The sequence below is a fragment of the Flavobacterium sp. Flavsp81 genome (assembly GCF_059491325.1).
The window spans coordinates 5038933-5064856 of sequence record NZ_CP168505.1; the positions used below are offsets into that span (position 1 = coordinate 5038933).

The 25924-nt window shown below is 33.4% G+C and carries 20 protein-coding genes; 11 read left to right on the forward strand and 9 right to left on the reverse strand.

The window, feature by feature from the left end:
* Nucleotides 1–74: 74 nt before the first annotated feature.
* The 9 genes from ACEN92_RS20910 to ACEN92_RS20950 all read right to left on the reverse strand — a co-directional run bounded on the left by ACEN92_RS20910 (nt 75) and on the right by ACEN92_RS20950 (nt 8524).
* Complete coding sequence (locus ACEN92_RS20910; protein ID WP_495640255.1) at nt 75–863, reverse strand: TrmH family RNA methyltransferase; 789 nt, start codon at nt 861–863, stop codon at nt 75–77.
* A 90-nt stretch (nt 864–953) separates the two neighbouring features.
* Complete coding sequence (locus ACEN92_RS20915) at nt 954–1547, reverse strand: DUF8453 domain-containing protein (protein ID WP_495640256.1); 594 nt, start codon at nt 1545–1547, stop codon at nt 954–956.
* A gap of 31 nt (nt 1548–1578) precedes the next feature.
* A complete protein-coding gene (locus ACEN92_RS20920) occupies nt 1579–2910 on the reverse strand; it encodes a DUF58 domain-containing protein (RefSeq protein ID WP_495640257.1) in 1332 nt (443 codons plus the stop codon).
* Nucleotides 2911–2938: 28 nt separating this feature from the next.
* Nucleotides 2939–3559, reverse strand: coding sequence for a hypothetical protein (locus ACEN92_RS20925; protein ID WP_495640258.1), 621 nt, complete (start codon nt 3557–3559; stop codon nt 2939–2941).
* Between the two features lie 27 nt (nt 3560–3586).
* Entirely contained in the window at nt 3587–4600 is a 1014-nt protein-coding gene (locus tag ACEN92_RS20930) for an AAA family ATPase (RefSeq protein WP_495640259.1), read from the reverse strand.
* Between the two features lie 41 nt (nt 4601–4641).
* The gene (locus ACEN92_RS20935; RefSeq protein WP_495640260.1) at nt 4642–5850 is read right to left on the reverse strand and encodes a DUF4350 domain-containing protein; all 1209 of its coding nucleotides are present in this window, start codon (nt 5848–5850) and stop codon (nt 4642–4644) included.
* The gene (locus tag ACEN92_RS20940; RefSeq protein WP_495640261.1) at nt 5843–6616 is read right to left on the reverse strand and encodes a DUF4129 domain-containing protein; all 774 of its coding nucleotides are present in this window, start codon (nt 6614–6616) and stop codon (nt 5843–5845) included. Before ACEN92_RS20940 ends, ACEN92_RS20935 begins: the two co-directional genes overlap by 8 nt.
* Complete coding sequence (locus tag ACEN92_RS20945) at nt 6609–7559, reverse strand: hypothetical protein (protein ID WP_495640262.1); 951 nt, start codon at nt 7557–7559, stop codon at nt 6609–6611. Before ACEN92_RS20945 ends, ACEN92_RS20940 begins: the two co-directional genes overlap by 8 nt.
* The gene (locus ACEN92_RS20950; RefSeq protein WP_495640263.1) at nt 7559–8524 is read right to left on the reverse strand and encodes a stage II sporulation protein M; all 966 of its coding nucleotides are present in this window, start codon (nt 8522–8524) and stop codon (nt 7559–7561) included. Before ACEN92_RS20950 ends, ACEN92_RS20945 begins: the two co-directional genes overlap by 1 nt.
* A 20-nt stretch (nt 8525–8544) precedes the next feature.
* Here ACEN92_RS20950 and ACEN92_RS20955 point away from each other — a divergent pair, with 20 nt between their 5' ends.
* From ACEN92_RS20955 to ACEN92_RS21005, 11 genes are all read left to right on the forward strand, one after another.
* The gene (locus ACEN92_RS20955; RefSeq protein WP_495640264.1) at nt 8545–9291 is read left to right on the forward strand and encodes an RDD family protein; all 747 of its coding nucleotides are present in this window, start codon (nt 8545–8547) and stop codon (nt 9289–9291) included.
* 112 nt (nt 9292–9403) lie between these two features.
* Nucleotides 9404–10006 (forward strand): trimeric intracellular cation channel family protein, encoded by a 603-nt coding sequence (locus ACEN92_RS20960; RefSeq protein WP_495640265.1) that lies wholly within the window; start codon nt 9404–9406, stop codon nt 10004–10006.
* Nucleotides 10007–10011: 5 nt separating this feature from the next.
* Entirely contained in the window at nt 10012–10989 is a 978-nt protein-coding gene (locus tag ACEN92_RS20965) for a GNAT family N-acetyltransferase (protein ID WP_495640266.1), read from the forward strand.
* Nucleotides 10986–12086, forward strand: a complete 1101-nt coding sequence (locus ACEN92_RS20970; protein WP_495640267.1) for a DegT/DnrJ/EryC1/StrS family aminotransferase — start codon at nt 10986–10988, stop codon at nt 12084–12086. The genes ACEN92_RS20965 and ACEN92_RS20970 overlap by 4 nt, the downstream gene beginning before the upstream one ends.
* Nucleotides 12087–13418, forward strand: a complete 1332-nt coding sequence (locus tag ACEN92_RS20975; protein ID WP_495640268.1) for a CDP-glycerol glycerophosphotransferase family protein — start codon at nt 12087–12089, stop codon at nt 13416–13418.
* 42 nt (nt 13419–13460) lie between these two features.
* Complete coding sequence (locus ACEN92_RS20980; RefSeq protein ID WP_495640269.1) at nt 13461–14816, forward strand: bifunctional cytidylyltransferase/SDR family oxidoreductase; 1356 nt, start codon at nt 13461–13463, stop codon at nt 14814–14816.
* Nucleotides 14817–14825: 9 nt separating this feature from the next.
* Nucleotides 14826–16271 carry a lipopolysaccharide biosynthesis protein gene (locus ACEN92_RS20985; protein WP_495640270.1) on the forward strand — a complete coding sequence of 482 codons (1446 nt, stop codon included), beginning with the start codon at nt 14826–14828 and terminating at the stop codon, nt 16269–16271.
* A 162-nt stretch (nt 16272–16433) separates the two neighbouring features.
* Complete coding sequence (locus tag ACEN92_RS20990; protein WP_495640271.1) at nt 16434–17444, forward strand: hypothetical protein; 1011 nt, start codon at nt 16434–16436, stop codon at nt 17442–17444.
* 64 nt (nt 17445–17508) lie between these two features.
* The gene (locus ACEN92_RS20995) at nt 17509–18459 is read left to right on the forward strand and encodes a hypothetical protein (protein ID WP_495640272.1); all 951 of its coding nucleotides are present in this window, start codon (nt 17509–17511) and stop codon (nt 18457–18459) included.
* A 31-nt stretch (nt 18460–18490) separates the two neighbouring features.
* Nucleotides 18491–18937, forward strand: coding sequence for a T9SS type A sorting domain-containing protein (locus ACEN92_RS21000; protein WP_495640273.1), 447 nt, complete (start codon nt 18491–18493; stop codon nt 18935–18937).
* Between the two features lie 8 nt (nt 18938–18945).
* Nucleotides 18946–25695, forward strand: coding sequence for an RHS repeat-associated core domain-containing protein (locus ACEN92_RS21005; protein WP_495640274.1), 6750 nt, complete (start codon nt 18946–18948; stop codon nt 25693–25695).
* Nucleotides 25696–25924 lie beyond the last annotated feature (229 nt).

The following is a 25924-nucleotide window of genomic DNA, read 5'->3' on the forward strand; positions in this document are numbered from 1 at the left end:
CAATCTAAAATCTAAAATCTAAAATCTAAAATCTAAAATCTAAAATCTAAAATCTAAAATCTAAAATCTAAAATCTAAAATCCTCTTTGACGTTTTGCTTCAAAAATCAAAATAGCTGCAGCAACTGAAACATTCATACTGTCGATTTCTCCCTGCATCGGAATAATGATATTCTGAGTAGCAGCATCCCTCCAATCCTGCGTTAATCCTGTAGCTTCTGTTCCGACAACTAAAGCGGTTGGTGTCGTAAAATTCTGTGTATGATAAGAAGTTGAATTTTGTAAAGTTGCACAGTAAAAATCGATGTTTTTTTCTTTCAAAAAATCGATAATTTCGGCTGTGTTTCCTGTAGCAATCTGATTTGTAAATAAGCAACCAACGCTGGAGCGTACAATATTCGGATTGTATAAATCGCTTTTTGGATTGGCAATTAAAACGGCATCCAGATTCGCAGCATCAGCAGTACGTAAAAGTGCTCCTATGTTTCCGGGTTTTTCAGGTGCTTCGGCCACTAAAATCAATGGATTGTCGGATAATTTCAAATCTGATAATTGCAGCGATTTGGTTTTGGCTACTGCCAAAATACCTTCGGTAGTATCGCGATATGCCAGTTTTTGATACACTTCTTTGTTGATTTCAATTAGCTCAACCGGCGAATTAACCAATTTAGAAATCTGATTCTCTGTAACCAATTCCGGTAAAAATAAAATGGTTTCTATTTCGTAACCACCTTTTATAGCCAATGAAATTTCACGTAATCCTTCAATCAAAAATGTTCCGGTTTGTTTGCGGGTTTTTGCTTTTTCCTGCAATAAAACAAGCGATTTTATAAATGGATTTTGTACTGAAGTGATTTGTTTCATTTTTTTCTAAAGGCTCAAAGTTGTAAAGGTTCAAAGGTACAAAGGTTTTTTGGAAAAGGCGTTACAGTTTGAACGTTCAAACAGCAAAGGTTAGGGATTAAGATTTTTAATTTTTCCTTCTTTTAACTCTAAATCTCTTTTATATAATTTTTTTATTTCTTCTAATTCATATGATATTCTTCCAATATAAGTTTCTGGAGGTGTGTGATTAGTTCCTCCTAAAAATTCTTTAATTTTCAAATCATATGTTTTTCTGTAGGATTTATTCATAACATCATTATATGAAACTTCAATAATGATGTTTTCTTTTGATTTTTCGCTAAAATTTTCAGATAAGGAATCTATAAAATATCGAAATTTTTGTCTAGGATAAAAGTTTGAAATCCCGTTATTAAAAATTCCATGATTTATCAATTTATCATCTTCAGTTTTATGAAAATTGTAATTATTTGTTATTTTAAATTTAACATTACAAGCTGTTCCTAACCCGATATTTTCAATTGTTAAAAACATTAGTGTAGGACTGGCTTCTCCAAAATGTAAATACATACTTATTTCGGGAGTTATATACATTCTCCTCATTTGTATTGATTCACGAATTATAAAAAAAGTACAAATTAGAGTTACTAGGGTAGATCCCGCAATAACCAAATTAATCCATTGATCAATAGTCAATTGTTCCATTTGAAATGAATGTATTTAGTGAATAAAAAGTTTACAAAATCCCTCTGGCCTTAATCTCTAAATATTTATTAATAGCATCCAAAGTCAGATTCTCAGGCTGGGTTAGTACCGAATGGATTCCGTATTTTTTGAGTTCGTTGGCGATTAGGCGTTTTTCGAACATGAATTTTTCGGCAATTACTTTGTCGTATACTTCCTGAATCGTATCGGTTTTTTTGTTGATGATAGCATTCAGTTCGGTATTGCTGAAGAAAATCACCACCAATAAATGACTTTTTGCTATTCCTTTAAGATAGGGCATCTGTCGATTCAAACCATCCATCGTTTCAAAATTGGTGTACAGGATTATTAGACTTCTTTGGTTGATGTTTTTCTTGATATCGACATATAAACGGCTGTAATCGCTTTCGAAAAAATCGGTTTTGATGTTATATAGAGTTTCGAGGATTTTTTGCATTTGAGAGCCTCTTTTCTCTGCAAAAACTCTGTTTTCAACTTTTTTGGAAAAAGCAAAAATTCCGGCCTTGTCTTGTTTTTTCAGAATGACATTTGCCAAAACCAAAGTCGAGTTTATTGCATAATCCAATAAACTTAAACCGTTAAAAGGCATTTGCATTACACGGCCTTTATCAATTGCCATATAAACAGATTGTGATTTTTCGTCCTGAAACTGGTTTACCATCAGCGCATTTTTCTTGGCAGTGGCTTTCCAGTTTAATGTTCTGAGATCATCACCCTGAACATATTCTTTGATTTGTTCAAACTCCATAGTATGACCAATTCGGCGAATTTTTTTTATTCCATATTGAAATAAATTATTTGAAAAAGCCAACAAATCGTATTTCCTCAATTGAATATAGGATGGATATGTGGGTACCATTTTATCTTTGTCGAAAGTAAACCTTCTTGAAATTAACTTTAATGGCGAGGAAACGTAAATGTTTAAGTTTCCAAAATGATATTCACCACGTTCTGTTGGGCGCAGATCATATCCAATTATATCCTGAGCAGATGATTTGATTGTTCTTATAATTTTAAAATCACGTACCTGAAACTGAAACGGAATTTCATCAATAATCTTTACTGAAATTGTAAAAGTATAATGATTTTTAATTGAAATATTTACGGGATTCAAATCACCATTCGACAGTTTCTCAGGGGTTTCTCTCGTTGCTTCAATTCCAGTTTTGGCCAGATATAAAAGCAACATATCAAGTCCGAGAAAAGTACTTAAAATCAAAACGATAAACCAAACTGCATTGTATAAATTCGGGAAAATAAAAGCACACACAAACATTCCTATAATGCCCAAAAGCACATAGAAGAAGAAATTATTGAGATATAGACTTTTTATGAATTTCAATTTTAAAAAGATTTAAAGTTTAAGGTTTTTATTTATATATTTTGGTAAGGATTTCATAATCAAAACCTTGTAAGTAGGCTATTTTCCAGATTCCATTTTCTTTAACTGCTCTTACATTGTATTTAGAATCATCTTTCCATGTGGTCCATGTCCAATTAAAAGTAGCTTTGTTGTTATCAATTTTTAAGTTGTTTAGCTTCATGGTTTTCCAATATTCTTCGGGAGAATCCTGACACTCGCACCAGGCATTTGAATCTCCGCCAAATGGAGGCATGTCTCCAACCAGCCATTCCATCTTATTATTTTTAAGATTAGCATCAAGTTTTTGTGCAATTTTATTATAATTGTCTAAAAATTGTTGTGCAAAAAAATTGGTTTTTTTAAGTTCTTCCAATCTTTTGTTATGCTCTTTTAAATTTAACCCAGCATATTTGTCGCCTTTTTTGTTTTCAACAGGATTAAAGTCATTATTTGAATTTTTAGTTTCAACCCATTCATAAGCTTTTCTCATTAACGTTTCGAGTTGCTGTTTATCACTTAAAAAATAAATTGATTTCCTGGTATTTTGTAAACGGGCCGTAGTCATTGGTGTAAAACTAACCAACGAATTTCCAATTATGAACAAAAGAAATAGTTTAAATAATCTCATTTTAATTTAGTATTTTATCATTAATGATTATCTCGGAATTTCTACAGATTCAATAATTTGTCTGATGATTTCTACACTTGTAATACCTTCCATTTCACGTTCAGGCGCTACAATAACACGGTGTTGTAAAACCGGAATTGCAGCTTCTTTAACATCTTCGGGTGTTACAAAATCACGGCCATTGATGGCAGCAAAACCTTTGGAAGCATTCAGAATAGCAATTGATGCACGAGGCGAGGCTCCTAAATATAAAAAGGCATTTTCACGAGTATTTATCACAATTCGGGCAATGTATTCCAGCAGGTTTTGTTCAACCCTGATTTGTTTGATTAGCGCTTGATAGCCTTTTATTTCCTCGGCTGAAAGGATGGTTTTGATAGCTTCTAATTTACCATGATCCTGTAAAAGATGCTCTCTCTGAATAATTATGATTTCTTCCTCTAATTTAGGATAATCGATAATAATTTTGAATAAAAAACGGTCTAACTGTGCTTCCGGTAAACGGTACGTTCCTTCCTGTTCGATTGGATTTTGTGTGGCGAGAACCAAAAAAGGAGTTTCAAGCTGGAATCTTGCACCATCAATTGTAATCTGGCGCTCTTCCATAACTTCAAAAAGGGCAGCCTGTGTTTTGGCAGGGGCACGATTTATTTCATCAATTAAAATCAAATTAGAGAAAATAGGTCCTTTTTTAAATTCAAATTCAGAATTTTTTAGATTAAAAATAGATGTACCTAAAATATCAGAAGGCATTAAATCCGGTGTAAACTGAATTCGGCTAAAGCCAATATTTAAGGTTTTTGATAATAGTTTGGCCGTAATGGTTTTGGCAACACCGGGAACGCCTTCTAGCAAAACGTGCCCGTTTGATAAAATCGCAACCAATAGCTGATCGATCATTTTATGCTGGCCTACGATTACCGTTTCAAGTTCTTTCTTGATGGCATTTACGTGATCTAAAAGTGGCGCTAAATTTAGCCTGGTTTCAAAATTCACATTCTCGTTTGTGATTTCTGTTTCTGAAGTATTGATATCGTCCATGATTTGGTATGTTTTCTTTTTAAATGAATTTCTGTAAAATATTAATGTAAAATTTTCTCAATAGCATTGTTAATCCGGATTAAATCTTCTTCAAGACTTCCGTGGTAACTTTTTCGGTGTTCGTTAATTAAAAATACAAGATCCTGAATATCATTTTCGTCTTTCCCTGATTTATGGTGCAATTTTTTGATAAAAACATCGTCTAGTTTTGTTGTGTCTATTAAATACTCATTTCGGACTCTTTCCAGAAAATAAATGATTTTTTTATCGATTATATTGTCATGATCGCCTTCCTGATAATATAAATTCCCTATGGTTTTGGTAAAATCTACCGTTAAATTAGGCAAAGGTTTCAATATCGGAACAATGCGTTGTTTTCGCTTGACATTAAAAAGAATAAAAATCAGCATTCCGATTAAAAATAAATACCAAGCCCATTTCAAAGCAGGCTGACTTAAAATATAGCGTAACGGCGAATCAGAAATTGTCTCACTGTTTTGTCCTTTGGTATACCAAAAAACATCCCCTTTTGGAATATAAGACAACACCTTCTCGGCATACTGATAATGATCACTTTTTAATAAATGAAAATTTGTAAAAGCAGCGGGTTGTGTATGCAGATAAAAATAGCCGTTCAGATAAGGGATTTTTATAAAATTAACGCGTTTTTGGTTTGGTTTGTTACCTTGATATCCTAAAACAACAGTGTTTAAAGTATCAATTTTAGAAAAATAATAGTCACCCATTCCTTCCACCAAATGATATTTTTTTGTGCTTACATTTTTATTGGCCAGCCAGATTGAAGTTTTGTCAGAATATGGAAAATCAGTCCTGAAATCAATTTTTAAAGTATCTAATAATGTCTGCGGAAATGTTTTCATACTTAAAAAAGCATTGTTTCCGTGTGATACAAAATAGAGAATCTCTTTAATGGACTGGTCATCAATAGAACCAAATTCTGAAATATTAAAAAAGGTACCTTTTATTTTATAATTTTCTACCAGTGAATCACTGTCATATTTAGAATCTAAAAATTCATAAGGGGTTATGGCAGAAACTCTTTCAATCTTCTGATTTTTAAGCAGTCCTTTAACTTCTTTATCAAAAACATATAATCCAAACGGAATTTTATCATTTACTGAATAGGTTGGTCTCCAGTCAATAGGTTTTGGCCGGTTTCGGTCTGCCATTATTATCAAAGCGAAAATAACAACCAGAATAGCAATGTATATTTTAAACGTCTTATTCATTGCTAAAAGTTTTTATTGCGTTTTTAAAACGGTTTTCTGCTTTTTTGAACATTGCTTCATCAATTTCAAATTCGCCATACCAGATATAATTGTATAAATAAGATAAATAGGTAAACTCTTCTTTATGAGCCGGCCCCTGAATTTCGTACAAGTAATCTGAATTGGTTTTTTCGATATCCCATTCGATATAATGATTTTGAGCCATAACCTTCAATAGCCAAAGGTAATAGTAGCGTACGGCAATTCTTTTTTCGCCGGATTGAATACTTGCTGCAATTAACTTTTCAAAATCTAAAAGATGGATGTTTTTTTCACTGTCCGAATAATAAATCGTTTTTTTGTTGGCGTCTTTCCCAAAAATCCATTGTCCGTCTTTGTTTATCAAAGCTTTTGCAATTAAATAAATTACGAAAACAATAATCAAAACAGCCAGAACTTTCAATACTATAGAAACAAAATTCATTGAAGCTTCGTCACTGCTGAATCGGAATAAATTTTTTAAAATCCCTGCCAGCCATTCTTTAAAATGATCCCACCAATTTTTTTCAGGTGTTTTGTATTCATACACAAAATCAGAATCGGTATATTTCTTTTTGAAATTTTTAGGGAATGTTTTGGTTTCAATCGTATCCGAATCAATCTGGATGTCTTTTTCAGTATATTTTACCAAAGCTGCTTTTGGCAGTTCGGCTGTAGCCAAAGAATCCTGAGCATTAGAAATACTTAAGAAAAAAAGAAAAGAAAGTATGAGGAATGCTTTATTCATTATCGGTTCCGATTAAATCAATTTGGCTAACAGAAGTCAGGTTTTCATTTTCCTCTCTTAAACTATAATAAATGATTCCCTGATTAACAATAATCAGATTATTAAAAAGATAGCTTAGTATAATGGCTAAGAGAAAAATAACTGTTATGAAAATACCCAATGTAGAAAGTCCGTCCGCCTGAGAAACATTAAATTGAGAAGCATTCGCAGAGGTGAAAAACAAAATCATTCCAATCATATAAGGTATCATTGTGATAAATCCCTGTACAATCTGTATCAGCATTAGCATAATAAATGTTGTTCCTGTAATAGCCCAGAATTCTTGTTTCAGTAATGAAAAACCTTTTTTTAAGGATTCAAAAAAACCTTTTTTTTCTGTGAGACAGGTATAAAGACTCAGATGTCCCCAGGCCATAAAAGCAGGCATTGCAATCATAATTAGCGGAATACCGATAAGGATGAAACATAAAAGAAGCAAAATCACAAAAGAAATAATCATTATTGGAAAAAAGATAAAAACTGATCCGATAAAGAATTTTAATAATCTTCCTGTGTTTTGTTTTAGCAGTACAATAACATCAGAAGCTGTAAAATTGTTTCCTCCTTTTTCTTCAATAAGTTGCAAATAAAAAATGGGATAAGCAATATTCAGCAATGACAAAATAATAATTAGTACTCCCAAAAGTATAATAGAACCTATAAAAATGCCAAAGTTATTATTGAAATATTCTAAAAAATAACTTCCACTGGGAGCTCCGGATACAGAGAATAAAATTTCAAAATAAATTTTGAAAAGAAAATACATCAAAACACACAAAATCAACAAAAAGCCTCCGTTGATAATAATGTAATTTTTGAAAAAGTGTTTTCCGAAAATTTTGAAAAAAGTAAACGTATCCGAGATGTATTCGCTAAGTCCTCGTTTTTTTAAAAGTTCAAACATTATAATGAAGTTGTTTTTTTATGGACAATAAAAGGATAAACCAAGTAGTAAAAAGAAATTACACCAAGCGTAAATAAAATAATAAAACTACTGAGCCAATTAGGCATATCGATAGAATACCGGGTAATAAAACCTTCGAGGAATCCTGCACTGATTGTAAAAGGAAATGTACTCAGGAAAATCTTAAAACTGTTTTTAAAACCCATTTTAAAAGAATTTAATCTTGAAAAAGTTTTAGGAAACAGGATAGAAGCACCTAAAATAAATCCGGCAGTAGTTTCAATTACAATTGCAAAAATTTCCATAGAACCGTGAATCCATATTCCGCGGACACTTTTCCAAAAAACACCCTGTTCGTAAAAAAAGTATTGAAAAGCTCCCAGCATCAGGGAGTTTTGCAGAAAAATATAAAAAGTTCCAATCCCACCGAAAATTCCATAAATGTAACATCTTGCACCTACATAGAGATTGTTCATTGTAATACCAATAAAACTTCCCCAGTTGCTCCCAGAACCGTAAACGGCCATAGGATCTCCTTTTTTGATGTTTTCTAAAGTCATATTTACATACCCATCACCCAAAATCAGTCGTACAAAATTGGCATCATATCGTGCCGAAATTACACCCATCGCAACAGTACCAAAAAATAATATAAAAGCATACATTAGATATCTTCTGTATTCATAAACAAGCAGCGGAACTTCAGTTTTGAAGAATTCTAAAAGCCTGTTTTTTTCTGCTCGTTTTGTTTTGTAAATTTTCTGATAAATCTGCGATGCCAAATGATTTAAGTAAACTACAGTCTTACTTTTAGGATAATACGTTTGGGCATACGACAAGTCATTCATCATTTGAATGTACAAATTAGCTAACTCATCAGGATTTTTTTTAGCTTTACCGAAAATAGCTAGCTCAAATTCCAGCCATTTTTCTTTATTTTGTTTTATGAAGGCAACTTCTCTCATTATAGGCTAAAATATAAAATATGTCAGAATTATCGATAAATACGACACAAAATGTTAAAATAAATTTCAAATCGGCTTCAGTAGGTGAGCGGATAGGAGCTTATTTTTTGGATTTAGTTATCAAAATCGCTTATGGCATAGTGATTTCGATGATATTTTTTTATTGGTTAAATATAGACAGATTAATGGTTAATTTAGATGACTGGTCAAGAGTTTCGATTATTTTATTCCTTTATTTTCCTATAATAATTTATTCAATTACTCTGGAAAGTATTTTTGAAGGGCAGACAATCGGAAAAAAGCTTACTAAAATCAAAGTAGTCAAAATTGATGGTTATCAGGCGGGATTTGGGGATTATTTAATGCGTTGGTTTTTTAGATTGGTTGATATTTCAATTTTTAGCGGAATTATTGCTTTGATATCCGTAATTTCAAGTAAAAAAAGTCAGCGATTAGGGGATATGGTAGCAGGAACATCTGTTATTACCTTAAAAAATAAAATTAATATAAGCCATACCATCCTGGAAGAAATTGGAGAAACTTATGTGCCAACTTATCCTTTGGTGATTAAATTATCAGATAATGATATGCGAATCATCAAGGAAACATTTCAAAGGGCAGAGACGAAAAATGATTACGAAATCATTTATAAACTGGTTGCTAAAATTGAAAATGTAACGGGAATCAAAAATCAATCTACAGGAAAACCTGCAGATTTTATCCGTACAGTTTTAAAAGATTACAATTTTTATACACAGAATATGTAGATGGAATTACAATAGCAATGTCAATTTCAATTTCATTGAGAATAAAATAAAACCAAAGATAATAGGTTCAATGCTTTGCATCTCTGCAGCTTGAACCTTAGAACCTAAAAAAATGTTCCATTTATTAGATATTATAGGTACAATGGCTTTTGCAATGTCCGGTGCTTTAACCGCAATGCATAAAAAACTGGATCCGTTTGGAGTTTTTATTATTGCATTTGTTACAGCAGTTGGGGGCGGAACACTTCGGGATGTTCTGATAGGCAGAACTCCTGTTGGATGGATGAGAGATTTGCAGTATGTATATGTAATTATTTTGGGTTTCGGTCTTGCAATTGTTTTTAGAAAAAAATTTGACAAGCTGCGCACATCGTTATTTTTATTCGATACAATTGGATTAGGCGTTTTTACTTTAATAGGTTTGGAAAAAGGGATTTCGATAGGTCTGCATCCTGTAATTTGCATTGCTTTAGGAACTATGACAGCTTGTTTTGGAGGTGTAATCAGGGATATTTTGTGTACTGAAATCCCAACTATTTTCAAAAGGGAGATTTATGCTACGATTTGTATTTTTGGCGGAATTGTATTTTTTGCTTTGCGAAGTCTGGAATTAGATAAGGATGTTTTATATTTAGCCACGTCTATTGTTATCATTTCGGTACGATTGATGGCTGTGAAATTCAAATGGTATTTGCCGGCCTTTGATCATAAATAAAAAAAGTGAATAAATATACCGTAAAAAAATATACCGAAAACGATTTTAAAACATGGAATGACTTTATTGCTCAGGCCAAAAATGCTACGTTTTTATTCCATCGTGATTTTATGGAGTACCATCAGGATCGATTTCAGGATTATTCTTTAATTGTTTTGAACGGAGAAAAATGGGCAGCTGTTCTTCCTGCAAATAGTGTTGGTAATGAAATTTTTTCGCATCAGGGATTGACTTATGGCGGATTAGTTTATAATGAAAAAATAAAATTAGCATCGGTTATTGAAATTTTTAAAGCCATTTTATCTTTTTTGAATGAAAATAGCATTAGAAAATTGCAGTTAAAATTAATTCCTTCCATATATCATCAAAGACCTGCCGAGGAATTAAATTATGTTTTGTTTTTGCAGGATGCGCAGTTAATTAGAAGAGATACTTTAGCTGTTATTGATTTGTCCAATTCATTTTCACTATCAAAAATCAGAAAAAGAGGCGTGAAAAACGGAATAAACAATCGTTTGATTATTAAAGAAGTTAATAATTTTACTGATTTTTGGAACGAAATATTAATTCCGAATTTAGCTCAAAAACATCAGGCTAAACCAGTTCATAGCTTAGAAGAAATAACCAGATTGAAAGCCTTATTTCCGGAAAAAATCCGTCAATTTAATGTTTATGAAAACGACACTATTGTTGCCGGAACCACTATTTTTGAAAGTTCCACTGTGGCTCATAGTCAGTATATTTCGGGGAAAGAAGATAAAAACGAATTGGGCGGACTTGATTTATTGTTTTATAAATTGATTTCAGAAGTTTTTAAAAATAAGCGTTTCTTTGATTTCGGAATTTCCAATGAAAATCAGGGCAGAAACCTGAACGATGGATTATCGTACTGGAAAGAAAGTTTTGGGGCAAATATCATTGTTCACGATTTTTACGAAGTGGAAACTTCAAATTATAATGTATTAGATACAATTTTGGTATGATTAAATTTCTGGACCTAAAAAAAATAAATGAACCGTACGAAGCTGCTTTTCAGGAAAAACTGAAATCGGTTTTAGATAGTGGCTGGTATATTTTAGGGAAAGAAGTCGAAATGTTTGAAAAAGCTTTTGCCGAATATTGCAATTCAAAATATTGCATAGGAGTTGGTAATGGTTTTGATGCATTGGTTTTGATTTTTAAAGGTTATATTCAGTTAGGAAAACTACAAAAAGGAGATCAGGTTATCGTTCCGGCGAATACTTATATTGCCAGTATTCTGGCAATTTTACAAGCAGATTTAGTTCCGGTTTTGGTTGAACCAAAGCTAGAAACATACAATATTAATCCGGATTTGATTCAAAGTAAGATCACGTCAAAAACCAAGGCTGTTTTGGCAGTTCATTTGTATGGTCAATTAGCTGAAATGGATGAAATTACTGCAATTGCAAATCAACAGAATCTTTTAATTATTGAAGATGCGGCACAGGCACACGGTGTATTGCAAAATCAACAATCAACAATCAACAATCAACAATCAGCGATCGCTTATAGCTTTTACCCCGGTAAAAATTTAGGAGCTTTGGGAGACGGGGGAGCGATTACCACAAATGATGGTGAATTAGCAAGAACTATTCAATCTTTACATAATTATGGCTCCGAAGTAAAATACCAGAATGAATACATTGGAGTGAATTCAAGACTGGACGAATTGCAGGCCGCTTTTTTAAATCTAAAATTACCGAATTTAAATGCAGATAATGAAAAGCGTCGTGTTATTGCCAAACGTTATTTGTCTGAAATAAAAAACAGTAAAATTATTCTTCCCATTTGGGATTTTTCAAATAATCATGTCTTTCATTTGTTTGTTATCAGAACTAAAGATAGAGAACAATTACAAAGTTATTTATTGGAAAATGAAATTCAGACGATCATTCATTACCCGATTCCGCCACATAAGCAAAAAGCATTTAAAGGCTGGAATAGTTTATCTTTTCCTATTACAGAAAAGATTCATAATGAAATTTTGAGTTTGCCAATTAGTTCAGTAATGACTACTGATGAAGTGGATTTTGTGGTTTCAATTTTAAATAAATATTAAATGGATTTTATCAAAAGACACGAATTAAAATTAAGCATTAAACGATATGTACCAGAAAAAATATGGCTTTCGCTTATTAATGTTTACGATTTTATAAAACTTAGGGATCTATATAAATCATATTTAATTAAAAAAGCGCCACAGAAACATCAAAAGGCACTTGAAATAGTTAGAAAAAAAGAAATTATAAAAGTTGCTTTCTTTTTGACTCATGAATCAGTATGGAAATATGATGTGCTTTTTAATTTAATGTTACAGCATCCCAGATTCGAACCAATAATATTTGTTTGTCCGGTCGTAAATTATGGTATGGAAAATATGCTATTTGAAATGGACAAAGCTTATGAATCATTTAAAAAGAAAGGGTATAATGTTATTAAAACGTATGATAATGAAACTGGAAAGTACTTAGATATAAAAAAGAGTTTTTCACCGGATATAGTATTTTATACTAATCCATATAAAGGTTTACAAGATTACAGATACTATATAAATCAATTTTCAAACACATTAACGTGTTATGTGCCTTATGCTATTATGACAACTAATTATGAGCTTTTTTATAATTTAAATTTTCATAATCTTGTTTGGAAAATTTTTTCTGAAACTTCCATTCACAAAGAAATAGCTTTACAGAAACAAATAAATAAAGGACAAAATAATATTGTAACAGGCTATCCGGGATTTGACCAGCTTTTAATTAAAAAAAATCTAAATGAAGCTGTTTGGAAAAATAAAAATTCAACGTTAAAAAAAATTATATGGGCACCACATCATTTAATGAATGAATTAAATGAAGTGTCAAATTTCTTAGAGTATTATGATTTTTTTTTAGAACTCGCTCATAATTATAAAGATAAAGTGCAAATTGCATTTAAACCACATCCTTTATTAAGAGTTAAATTAGAAAAAGATCCAAATTGGGGTAAAGAAAAAACCGATGCATATTATAATAAATGGATAAGTTTAGAGAATGGTCAGTTTGAAAATTCTGAATATACAGATCTTTTTTTGACTTCGGATGCATTGATTCACGATTGCGGTTCATTTATGGCAGAATATCTTATTGTGGGAAAACCATCGCTTTTTATGATTAGAAACGAATCTGTTATGAAAGAATGGAGCGAATTTGGAGAAAAAGCAGTATCAGTACATTATCAATCCAGAAATAAAAAACAATTGGTAGATTTTATCGAAAATGTTGTGCTAAATGAAAATGATTGGATGAAGGAAGAACGTGATTATTTTGTACAGAATATTTTAATTCAAAAAAATAATTTAACCGCATCGGAAAATATATTGAACTATTTAGAAAGTCAAATTTTTCAATAAGTTAAGTTGTTTTAATTTGAAAATTATACTAAAATATAATAGATGAACATAGCTGTCATTTTAGCTGGAGGAATAGGAAGCAGATTGGAAAAATCATTGCCCAAGCAATTTTTTAAAGTTGCAGGAAAGATGGTTATAGAACATGCTGTTGATGCATTTGAAAAGAATGAATCAATAGATGAAATTGCAATTGTTATTAATAATCATTATATATTTATGGTAGAAGATATGATTATTAAAAACGAATGGAAAAAAGTTAAACGTATTTTAATAGGGGGTGAAGAGCGATATCATTCAAGCCTTGCTGCAGTTAATGCTTATCGTGATTTTAATCATTCTAATTTGATTTTTCATGATGCAGCGCGCCCTTTGATTAGTCAAAGAATTATTAATGATGTTGTAAAATCAATGGATAATTATAATGCAGTAGATGTTGCTATTAATTCTGCGGATACCATCATTGAGATTGAAGAAGACATTATAACTGCAATTCCGGAAAGAGTAAAAATGCGTAGAGGGCAAACACCTCAAGGCTTTAAACAAGAGGTTATCGCAAAGGCTTATGAACTTGCTTTTCAGGATAAAAATTTTAAAGCAACTGATGATTGTGGAATTGTAAGTAAGTATTTGCCTGAAGAAAAAATATTTGTTGTAAAAGGTGAAGAGGTTAATATGAAGCTGACTTACCCGGAGGATACTTATTTGTTAGATAAATTGTTTCAATTGCGTTCTGTTGAAATTCAAAATATAGAACTACCACATGAATGCTTAGTAGAAAAGGTTATGGTCGTTTTTGGGGGGACTTATGGGATTGGGAAAAGTGTTGTAGATTTAGGCATCTCGAATGGGGTTCATGTTTATAGTTTTTCCCGTAGTGAAAATAATGTTGATGTTTCGAACATGGAGGATGTTAAGAAAGCGTTAGATAAAGTGTTTCAAATAGAAAAGAAAATTGATTTTATTGTGAACACCGCAGGAGTATTGCATAAGGAACCATTAGCAACTATGGACTATCAAGCCATTCTTGATTCTATAAATATTAATTATATTGGAATGGTTAATATTGCCCTGGCATCTTTGCCTTATCTAAAAGAATCAAAAGGGCATATTTTGTTTTTTACTTCTAGTTCGTATACCAGAGGCAGAGCCTTTTATAGTATTTATTCTTCAACTAAAGCAGCTACGGTTAATTTTGTTCAGGCAATTTCTCAGGAATGGGAAACACTGAATATAAAAGTGAATTGTATTAATCCAGAACGCACACAAACACCAATGAGGATGAAAAATTTTGGTAATGAACCTAAAGATACTTTATTGAAACCAGACACAGTGGCTTTAAGATGTATTCAAACTTTGTTGTCTAATTATACTGGACAGGTAATAGATGTTCGACTTTAATTTTTTTAAATGCAAAATACCTCTCTAAAAGCAGTTGCAACGAAAGGAATTATTTGGTCTGCAGTTGATAAATTTGCTGTTCAGTTTGGGCAATTCATTGTGGGTATAGTGCTTGCCCGTATTTTGGTACCGGAGGATTTTGGTTTAATAGGAATGTTAGCCATTTTTATAGCTCTGTCACAAACTTTTATTGAAAGCGGTTTGGGGATAGGTTTAATTCAACGTCAGGACAGGTCAGCTATTGATTTTTCGACTTTATTCGTATTTAACTTAGGAATCAGCAGTTTTTTTTATTTGTTGCTGTTTTTCTCAGCGCCTTTTATTTCCTCTTTTTATGAGCAACCTCAATTAACTGATTTAACAAGAATCCTGGGGTTAAGTTTATTTTTAAATGCTTTCGCAATAGTACAGCGAACGAAACTAACCATTGCGATTGATTTCAAGGCTATTGCCAAGAGCAATGTAATTGGTATGATAGCAGGTGGATTATGTGGTGTGATTGCTGCGACAAATGGGTATGGAGTGTGGTCGTTGGTTATTCAAGTTCTCATTGGGTCTTTTGCTTCGTCTGTATCTTTATGGTTTTTTAGTAATTGGAGTCCTTCCATTGCCTTCTCAAAAAAATCTTTTAGATCTTTATTTCGTTATGGTTCAAAATTGCTGATTGCTGGTCTATATGCTCAAACCCTCAATAATGTTTATAATATTTGTGTAGGTAAATTTTATCCAACAGCTTCATTGGGTTATTATACAAGAGCTAAGAGCTTTGCTGATATATCTGCAGGAGCAATTGTTAGTATTATACAACAGGCCACATTTCCAATCTTCACATCAGTACAGCACGATAAGGAGAGGCTAGTTTTTATTTATAGCAGAATGATCCGTATGTCAGCTTTTTTTATTATACCAATTATGACTCTTATTGCTTTGCTGGCAAAGCCAATCGTTATACTATTGCTTACTGATAAATGGGTTTCTCTAATTCCGCTTTTACAATGGATGGTCTTTGCACGTATTTTTTATCCAATAAGTGCGCTCAATATGAATTTATTAAATGCAATTGGACGTTCTGATTTATTCTTGAAAGTAGATTTGTGTAAACTGCCTTTGACAATTTTTGCTATGGTAATTACAATTCCTCTTGGTGTAAAAGCCATGATAATTGGACACGTTGTTACATCAGCCATATCTTTTGTTATAAATGCCTATTTACCAGGGAAGTTTTATGGCTATGGTCCAATTCAGCAATTAAAACAAATGCTGCCTTTTTTTATTGCTGCAATTGGAATGGCTATTTCAGTAATTATTATGACTTATTTTATTGATAATCTTGTCTTACAACTATTTTTTGGAGTTATACTTGGCATAATAGTTTATCTTTTTATCTGTTGCGTACTAAAAGTAGATGAATTAACAGAAGTTGTGACATTATTTTTAAAGTATAAAAAAGAGTGATTTTGTGAATGATTATTCATGAATTCTCTAGATAATTATATTTAAAATAATTATTTTCCATATTTCTGATAAAATCTCATTTCTAATTTTAAGTTATTTTTATTAAGAATAATTCTTATTTTATTTATTAATATTGCACCGATTAATTATATAAATCAGGCAATGAAAAATAAAATTACAATAGTACTTTTTGGAGTTCTTTTTTTTAGCACAATGTCAAATGCACAAATCAGTACTGGTATTGGAGGAGGGGCAAGTATATTACCCAATAGTTCAACCACAAATACCAATGTAGGTATAGGAACTACGACTCCTACTGCTAAATTGGAGGTTGCTGGCTTTCCAGCTATTAATACTACTTATACTTTTTTAAATTCTAGCGATTCTTTTGCTAAAAGTATAGTATTGAATATTGGAACTTTAAGAGAAACTGCACCAACTAATACTGGTGGAGCCAGATTGTTAACTTTTTGTGATGTACCTCCTTCTAATATTTATCCCAATGCCCAAACTATGCTGGCGATAGAAGATCGAAATGATGCTAATCGATTGAGGCATACAGCAAAAGCGAATAGTTGGAGCAATTTTACACTTAGTGATAGAGCACAAAAACTTGTTTTTGAAGTATATGAAAACGAAGAAGCAGGAATTTTAACTTTACCTAAACCAGATTCCTATTTAACTATTGGTGGTACACAAACCTGGCCAATACCTTATAGATTGATGGTGAAAAATGGTGCATCAAAATTTGAAGGAGCTGTATATGTCGATACAAATTTAGGAATTGGTACTTCAAACTTCACAGACGGAGCAGATACTTACAGACTTTCTGTAAAAGGAAAAGTTCGTGCCGAAGAAGTAAAAGTGTACAACACCTGGGCCGATTATATTTTTAGCCCGGCTTATGAGTTGCCAACTTTGAAACAGGTAGAAAACTATATTGCTCAAAATGGTCATTTGCCAAATGTTCCTTCTGCCAAAGAAATCACCGAAAAAGGTTTGCCACTTGGAGAAATGGCAAAAATTCAACAGGAAAAAATCGAAGAACTTACACTGTATTTAATTCAGCAGAATAAAGATATTGAAGAACAAAGGCTTTATTTAATCCAGCAAAATAAAGAAATGGAGGAATTAAAAGCCCAGGTTAAAGTTTTATTGGATTCTAAAAAATAATCTTCATTTTTTTTAATGTTTACTTCTACTGACAAAAAAAATATAAGACTAATAAATTCATACAATGAAAAATAAAATTACAATAGCACTTTTTGGAATACTTTTTTTTAATACAGCTTTAAATGCGCAGATTAGTACAGGTACCGGAGGAGCTGCTAGTGTATTGCCTAATAATCCCACTACTAATAGCAATGTAGGTATTGGTACCAACAACCCTAAAGCTAAATTAGAAATTACTGGAAGCTTACCCGATGGTCAAACCTTTACAAATTCTCAGGACAGAAACGATAAATGTCTTATTTTTAGTGGAGGCAGCATTGTTAATCCAAGTATTAATTCCAGAATGATAAACTTTTTAGATTTTCCTGTTTCAAATATTAATTCAAAATCAATGTTTTGGTTTTCAATTGATGACAGGGCTGATAGTCAGAGATTGCGAATATATGCAGAAACAGGAGGCTCAGGCAATTTTGTACTAAATGATAAAAATCAAACTGAATATTTGAAAGTTAACGAAGATGGTAACGGCAATGTTTTTATGCATCTTCCTAAACCAAATTCCAGAATTGTTATTGGGGGTTATGGCGACTATTTGCCGGAACATAAATTTGTGGTTAGAGGCAACGCTAAAATAGAAGGAAACATTCTAACAGATTCAAATATCGGCATCGGAACTTCAAACTTCACAGACGGTGCAGACACCTACAGACTTTCAGTAAAAGGAAAAGTTAGGGCAGAAGAAGTAAAAGTGTACAACACCTGGGCCGATTATGTTTTTAGCCCGGCTTATGAGTTGCCAACTTTGAAACAAGTAGAAAGCTACATCACCCAAAATGGTCATTTGCCAAATGTACCTTCAGCCAAAGAAATCACCGAAAAAGGTTTGCCACTTGGAGAAATGGCAAAAATTCAACAGGAAAAAATCGAAGAACTTACCCTGTATTTGATTCAGCAGAATAAAGAAATCGAAGAATTAAAATCTCAGGTAAAGTTATTATTGGCTGCCAAAAAATAATGGTCCATCATTCATAAAAATAAACCAGGTAATGAAATATTATATTACACTATTCGTGTTGGGGTTCACTATGTTGTCTCAGGCACAAACAAAAATTAAATTTAGTTATGATACTGCCGGTAACCAGACAAGCAGGATATTGTGTGTTAACTGCCCGCCTGAGACGGGAAAACAAATCAAAGAGATTGAAGCTCTTGTTGATGAAGATTTAGAAAAATTTTCAGAAGAAGATGTTATCTCTTATTATCCCAATCCTGTAAAAGAAGAACTGTATCTAAAGTGGGAACTTACGGATGACAATTATGTAACCTCAATTCAGGTTATTTCAATGGCAGGGCAGGTGTTAAGTACTTATCAGGGAACTAATAAAGTTAATACCCAAAATATTTTGTTTCAGTCGTATCCTTCCGGGGTTTATGTTGTTTTGCTCAACTATAAATCAGGTGATCCAAAAACAATTAAAATCATTAAGCAATAAAGTTTGATATGAAACAATTTTACCTTTCCATTTTCATTTTAGTAACTCAATTTTCCTTTTCTCAAAATTTTACGGATACTAAAGGAGAATTGCAAATTTCTGCTTCCGGGACTGCTGCCTATACTTTACCGATAGCGATGCCTCCAAGCATAAAAAATGTTGCCCCTATTATAAATCTTACCTATAGTAGTGGAGCAAGAGGCGGAATAGCAGGACAAGGCTGGAGTATTAATAGTATCTCAGCCATAAGCCGTATAGCTACACGCCGTGATATTGACGGATTTGTAGACGGGGTCGATTTTGACGATAATGATAAACTGGCCCTGGACGGTCAACGGTTATTGATAAAAACAGGTACGTATTGGGCAAATGGCTCTACCTATGAAACCGAATATAAAAGCAATACCAAAATCGAATTAAAAATTGAAGGTACAACCACTTATTTTATTGTTACGGCGCCTGATGGTTCCAGAAGTTCGTATGGTTCAAAAGGAGCTGGAAGTTTACAAAATTCGGTTTCTGTTAATTCCTGGTATATTGTACATTTCGAAGATACAAATGAAAACTTTATTGATTATACGTATAAAACCGTAACTTATAACAGTACAAATCAATTGTATATTGATACTATCGTTTTTAGTGGAAATACAACTGCAGGAATTACAGCACAGGATAAAATAGCTTTTAATTATGATGATGCAAAAAGGGTAGAGCGTGATTATCTGGGAGGTGGAACGATTTATGCGACCAAAACTTTAAAATCGATACAGGTATATGCCAATAATGCAATTTTCAGAACCTACAAATTGATGCACTCTGTTGATGATTCAGGATATGAGAGAGTAGTTAGTGTAAAGGAAGTCAATGCAAATGAAGAGGAATCAAATCCGGTAGTTTTTGAATATGACAGTACACTTACTGCTACTACAAGAAAGGTAAAGGAATATACTAATAATCTGGAATTTGATGAAGCCAATCTTGCCGGTGATTTTGATGGAGACGGCAGATTAGATTTTGTGGCAGACAAAAAAATATTTACAAATTTGTTTAACGGAAACACAGGTAACTCAGGAATAAATTTTCCAACAATTAGATCTGCTTTAATATTTCCGGCAACAATAATGTCTAATTACAAAATAAATCAATTTCAATCAATTATCGAACCAGTCGCAACAAATTCACAAATTCAGTTTATTGCGTATAATATTGTTGATAACAATTTAAATTATACAGGTTTAACTTCCTCTAATATCCAAACAATTACTTATAACAACACAATTGATATTGATCCTTCCTATATGGATGAAGATGAGAGTTATGTTCCTCCTGTAGCCCCTCCACAAAATAGTAGGAATAATGAATATTTATCTGGAGATTTTGATGGTGATGGAGTTTCTGAAGTATTGATATTATCTAAAGACGAACGTTATGTCTGGGAAGAATACATTAATCAAAATGGTTTTTCTGAGGGATTTTACTGGAAACTTTATTCAAATACAGATAGTGATTATAGAAGAGATGCTAGATTGGTTTCTCTCTCCGCTGGTGGATCAACGCTATTACAGGGGAGTGATGAGTATTATATTTGCGCAACAGGAAAGCGATACATTGCTGATATGAACGGTGATGGAAAAGCAGATATCATCAATATAAATTTCCATGGCCAGTATTCTATTGTTGAAATAAATAAGCTGCCCTCTAACCAAACGGAAGTTAAGAGAATTGGTTCTGGGACTATTTCTAATTATTCGCATACAAAGCAAATCCTTTTTGGTGATTATAATGGTGATGGCAAAACAGATATAATGCTGCCTACAAGTGAAGGAGGACCTAATCAGGTAGAATGGAATATCTATTATAGCAACCCAAAGCAAGCTGGAGGGGAATTTTTTGTAAAAGAAACTCTAAATATTGTAGAATATTGGCCTGACACAGGAAGTTATTATGATAGCCAGAGACACTGGAGTACTTATTATGCTATTGATATTAATAAAGATGGTAAATCTGATTTGGTGCGAGTATGGAGAAAGTATTACAAACCATCATGGACAATAAATGATCATGATACCAAATGGCGGGTAACAGCTTTTACGAATAATGTAGGAAAGGTAGGGGTTTCAGGATTTACACAGACATATGATTCAAATAATGATAATATTTTGCCTATTACAGGACAGCCATCTGAATTTTATTCGGATTCTCCCGAAATTCCTATCCCATTAGTTTCCAATTATAAATACAATGGAGCCAATACTGATTTGGTCATTGTTCGTGGACATGCTAATAAGGTTGAATATTATCAATTCAATAAAAATTTTGATACGGATAACCGATTAAAATCAGTAACCGAATCCAACGGTAAAATCAAGCAAACTATTGATTATTTGCCAATGGAAGCAGCTGATGGAATGCTTGGAAACAGCAGTACCGATTTTTATTCTTCAGCAGATGCAGTAAACTATCCAAATATCGAGATTATTAGAAACTCAGGAAGTTATTTGGTTTCTAAACTTACAGCTACAATTAATGGGGTCTCAAAATATCAGGATTTCAGATATCGTGGCTATCTGTCCAATTTTAATTACGGGGCAGTTGGTTTTACCAGAACCACAAGAAGCAGCTGGTATTTGTCTGAAGCTGACACCAGGATCTGGACAACCCAGCTTAATGATGTTAATCTCAGAGGTGCCAATACCATAACATGGACAAGTACAACCGGTTCTACTGTTTTTGATACCACGCCTTCTGACCTAATCAGTACTAAAACAAATGTATTTGGTGGTTATACAAAAGGCGGAGGTGATGCTGTTTCGTCAAGTACTGTTCAGGATGTTATTATAATTACAGCTCCTGTAACTACAGGTCAAACCTATAAAGCAGGTACTTCTATAACCGCTTCGTCAAAAATAAACGATGATGTAGCAGTAACGTATCAGGCACCACAGATAGTTTTGAAACCCGGATTTATTGTCAGTTCAGCTAATAACAGCAAATTCACTGCGACTCCTGCAGCAGCTCAGGGCGGAAGTAATGCTCCGGTTTCCAATAATAGTGTTTTTAATGTCCTGCTAACTAAACAAACTACAGTAGATCATTTGTCAGGAATTAAAAATGAAACTGTATTTTCTTATGACGGCGTTCCGGACAGCCAGGGTTATTATGGTTTGGAAACCAGAACGGTTACTAAAAAGTACAGTGGATCAACAGTGGAGGGAACCACAACTGTTGATACAGAATACGATAACAATCCATCAGGGACAGGAAGTGCGTATTATATAGGAAGACCTAAAAAAGTAAACAGTTCAACCAATATTCATACAGGTGACACCCGAACGTCTCAAGAAACCTATACCTATACAGGAACAAACTTAACCAAAACAGAGAAAAAAGGACATAATACCTATGCCATTGTAGAGGAAATGACCTATGATGCCGTAGGTAATTTACTTACCAAAACTGTTTCTGCCCCAACCGCATCGCCTGTTCCGGTCGCACGAAAAATTATAGATGAATATGATGCTACCAAGCGTTTTGTCGTCAAAAAAACAGATCACCAGGGTTTTATAACCACTTTTGACTACAATACATTAGGACAGGTTACACAATCAACCAATTATTTAGGAGTGGTAAGCGACTTTACCTTTGATAATTGGGGAAAACTAACAAAAACCAAAACTACAGGAGTTTCTACCACACCACTAGAAACGACTATTACATATACTAAATTATCTGATGGAGGTTATACCACGACAAGCCAGAATACCGTTGGAGATAATGCAAAAAGCATTACGCAATACGATGTATTGGGAAGAGCAGTCATTACTACCACAAAAGGACTGGAAGAAAATTCGACCATCTCCAAACAAGTGGTTTATGATGGTTTAGGAAGAAAAACAAAAGAAAGCGAGCCTTATTTTTCATCCCCAGGCAGATGGATTGAATATGAATACGATTACCTGATGAGGCCGACAAAAATAAAGCAGCCAACCGGCAGGATACAAACCCTATCTTATTCAGGCCTGACTACAACCAGTGTAGATGACGGAAAAACAACAACGGCAACAGTTGATGCTTTGGGCAATAAAACCCAGACGACCGATCCGGGTGGTGCAGTGAGTTTTATTTATTATGCCAATGGCCAGTTGAAAGAATCGAACTACGAAGGGCATAAAGTAAATATTACGATAGATGGCTGGGGTAATAAAACAGCCATGACCGATCCTAATGCAGGAACCTATACCTATAATTATGATGCTTTTGGTCAGTTAATTGCTGAAACGACCCCAAAAGGAAGAACCGATACTACTTATGATGATTTTGGTAAGGTAACCAAAAGAAAAGTAGCAGGAGACGGAGCCGATATCGAGACGGAGTATGCCTACAACTCTTTTGCACAAGTCACCAGTGAAACAAGCAAAAATAGTATGGGGGCACCAATAGATACTTTCGGGTATACGTATGATGTTTTGCATAGGGTAATAACCAATACCGAAAGCAATGCCGCTTTTACGCAAACAAAGACCATTGCATATGACAACTATGGAAGACCAAGTACGGCAACAAACGCTACTCAGGATCTTACGTCAGGGTTAAGCGAATCTGTCACGACAAAAAATGTATATAATACCTATAATGGTATGATGGATAAACTGACCGATGCCAATGATGCTGTCTTATGGCAGCTTAATACCGCCAACGAAAAAATGCAGTCACTTACCCAGACATTGGGTAATGGAGTGACGATAACAAATGCATATGATGTTCATGGGTATTATACTTCTCAGAAGCATACCAAAAACAGTATTAATATTGTAAATAACACCTATAGTTTTAATGCCATAAAAGGATTATTGGACAATCGCCAGAATGTGGCTTTAGGAACATCCGAAACTTTTACGTATGATGATTTAGACCGACTGACCAACTGGACAAATCCCTTGACCGGAATTGTGGATGCCAATACCTATGACAGCAGAGGAAGGATAACCAATAACAATAAATTGGGGACAGTAAATTATAATGCTAATTTTAACACAGGAGTATACCAGAAGAAAGAAATTGTCCTTACTACAGAGGGAGCTGCCTATTACAATGAGCTGCCAAAACAACTGGTGACATACAATATGTTTAAAAGCCCGATCTCCATAAACGAAAGTGATAAGGGCAGTACAACATTTACGTACAACTCACATCTGTCAAGACAGGCTATGAAATTTGGTTACCAGATCCCTACTCCGGGAGCGGCGGGTGTTTATACCAAAACCAAGAATTATACGGATGACGGTACGGTCGAGATTATAAAAACGCCTACCGAGATTACCATCCGTACTTATGTAGGAGGAGATACTTATGGAGCACCTTTGTATACAGAGAAAACAAAAACGATTGCAAGTGGTGCAATTGTTGACAAAAAATATTATCTTCATCGTGATTATTTGGGAAGCATTATTGCCATTTCTGATAATACAGGAACAGCGGTTGAAAGAAGGCAATTTGATGCCTGGGGGAATCTGGCCAAATTGCAAAAAAATGGTATAGTCGTAACCTTGCCAACCAATGGTACAGGAGCAGCACTGATGATGCTGGACCGAGGTTATACCAGTCATGAGCATTTGGCTGAGGTGGGACTTATACACATGAATGGTCGTTTATATGATCCTGTTTTACGTTCTTTTTTAATGCCTGATAATTTTATCCAGCAACCGGAAAACACCCAAAATTACAACAGATATGCGTATGTGCTGAACAATCCTCTGATGTACACGGATCCTTCTGGTGAAGCGTATGAGCTTTTGGCAGCTGTAGTTATTGGTGCTGTAATTGCCGCTACAACTTATACATTAACGGCTTTATTAGCAGATGTACCTTTTTCAATTGGAGGTTTGGCCAAGTCAGCTGTTATTGGAGCGGCAAGTGCAGCAGTGACATTTGGTATTGGTACTGCAGCAGGAAGTTTGTTTACAAATTTCTATTCACAGGCGGCATTTCAGGCAGCAGCCCACGGAACTTTTCAAGGGGGTATGACAGCAATTTCAGGTGGCAAGTTCTGGAGTGGTTTTGCAGCAGGAGCATTAAGCAGTATTGCAGCCAGCGCCTGGAGCGGAGGTTCAAGTATGGATGGCTTGGGCGAAAATGCGCATGCTATTGCTGGTACTGGTATGAAAGGTATTGGAGCAGGAACTGGAGACTTAGGGATGATTGCTTTTGGTACGGTTTCTGGTGGAGCTGGAGCAGCTTTAACAGGTGGTAATTTTTGGCAAGGAGCAGCTACTGGGCTTGTGGTTAGTGGATTGAATCACGCAATGCATCAGATGGATGGAGATGATATTGAATACGATCAGAGAGGGAAAAAAGTTACTAGAGAATCTTTAGGAATAAAAGAAAGAGATACTGGAGAACAAATTATTGATAAAATTTTAAAAGGAATGAAAATTGGTGATTATTCAGATGGTGATTTATTTTCTTTTTTTAATGATGAAGCAGGAGATTATATAAAAAGTGTAGAGAGAATAGGTAAGTCAACATTTCAAATAAAGACGAAAGGTTTAATGACTAATCTGGCTTTAAAAGATAACTCAACAATTTCAATAACTATAGATAAAATACCAGTTGTTGAAACTATGAAGTCAAATGTTTATAAAATAAAAATAAATGGTTTAACTTCTATTGGAAAAGATAGAATTTATAAAGAAGTGTATGTAAACAGTAACAATAGATATACGCATGAAAAAGGTTGGGTTAGAGTTAAAATTAAATAATTTTTTTGATTATGAAAAAAGGATTAATTGTTGTTGGAAGTTGTTTATTCAAGTTGATAATTTGGATTTTCTTCCAAAAAAATATTATTAATTTGTCTAATTATTTTTGTGAATTATTAGATATTGTTCCCAAAGGGAAACAATATTTTATTAGTGGTTTAACAAAAATTGACATACTTATTAAAGTTAGTTTTATTTTAATTGAATTGACTGTAAATCTTTTAATTTA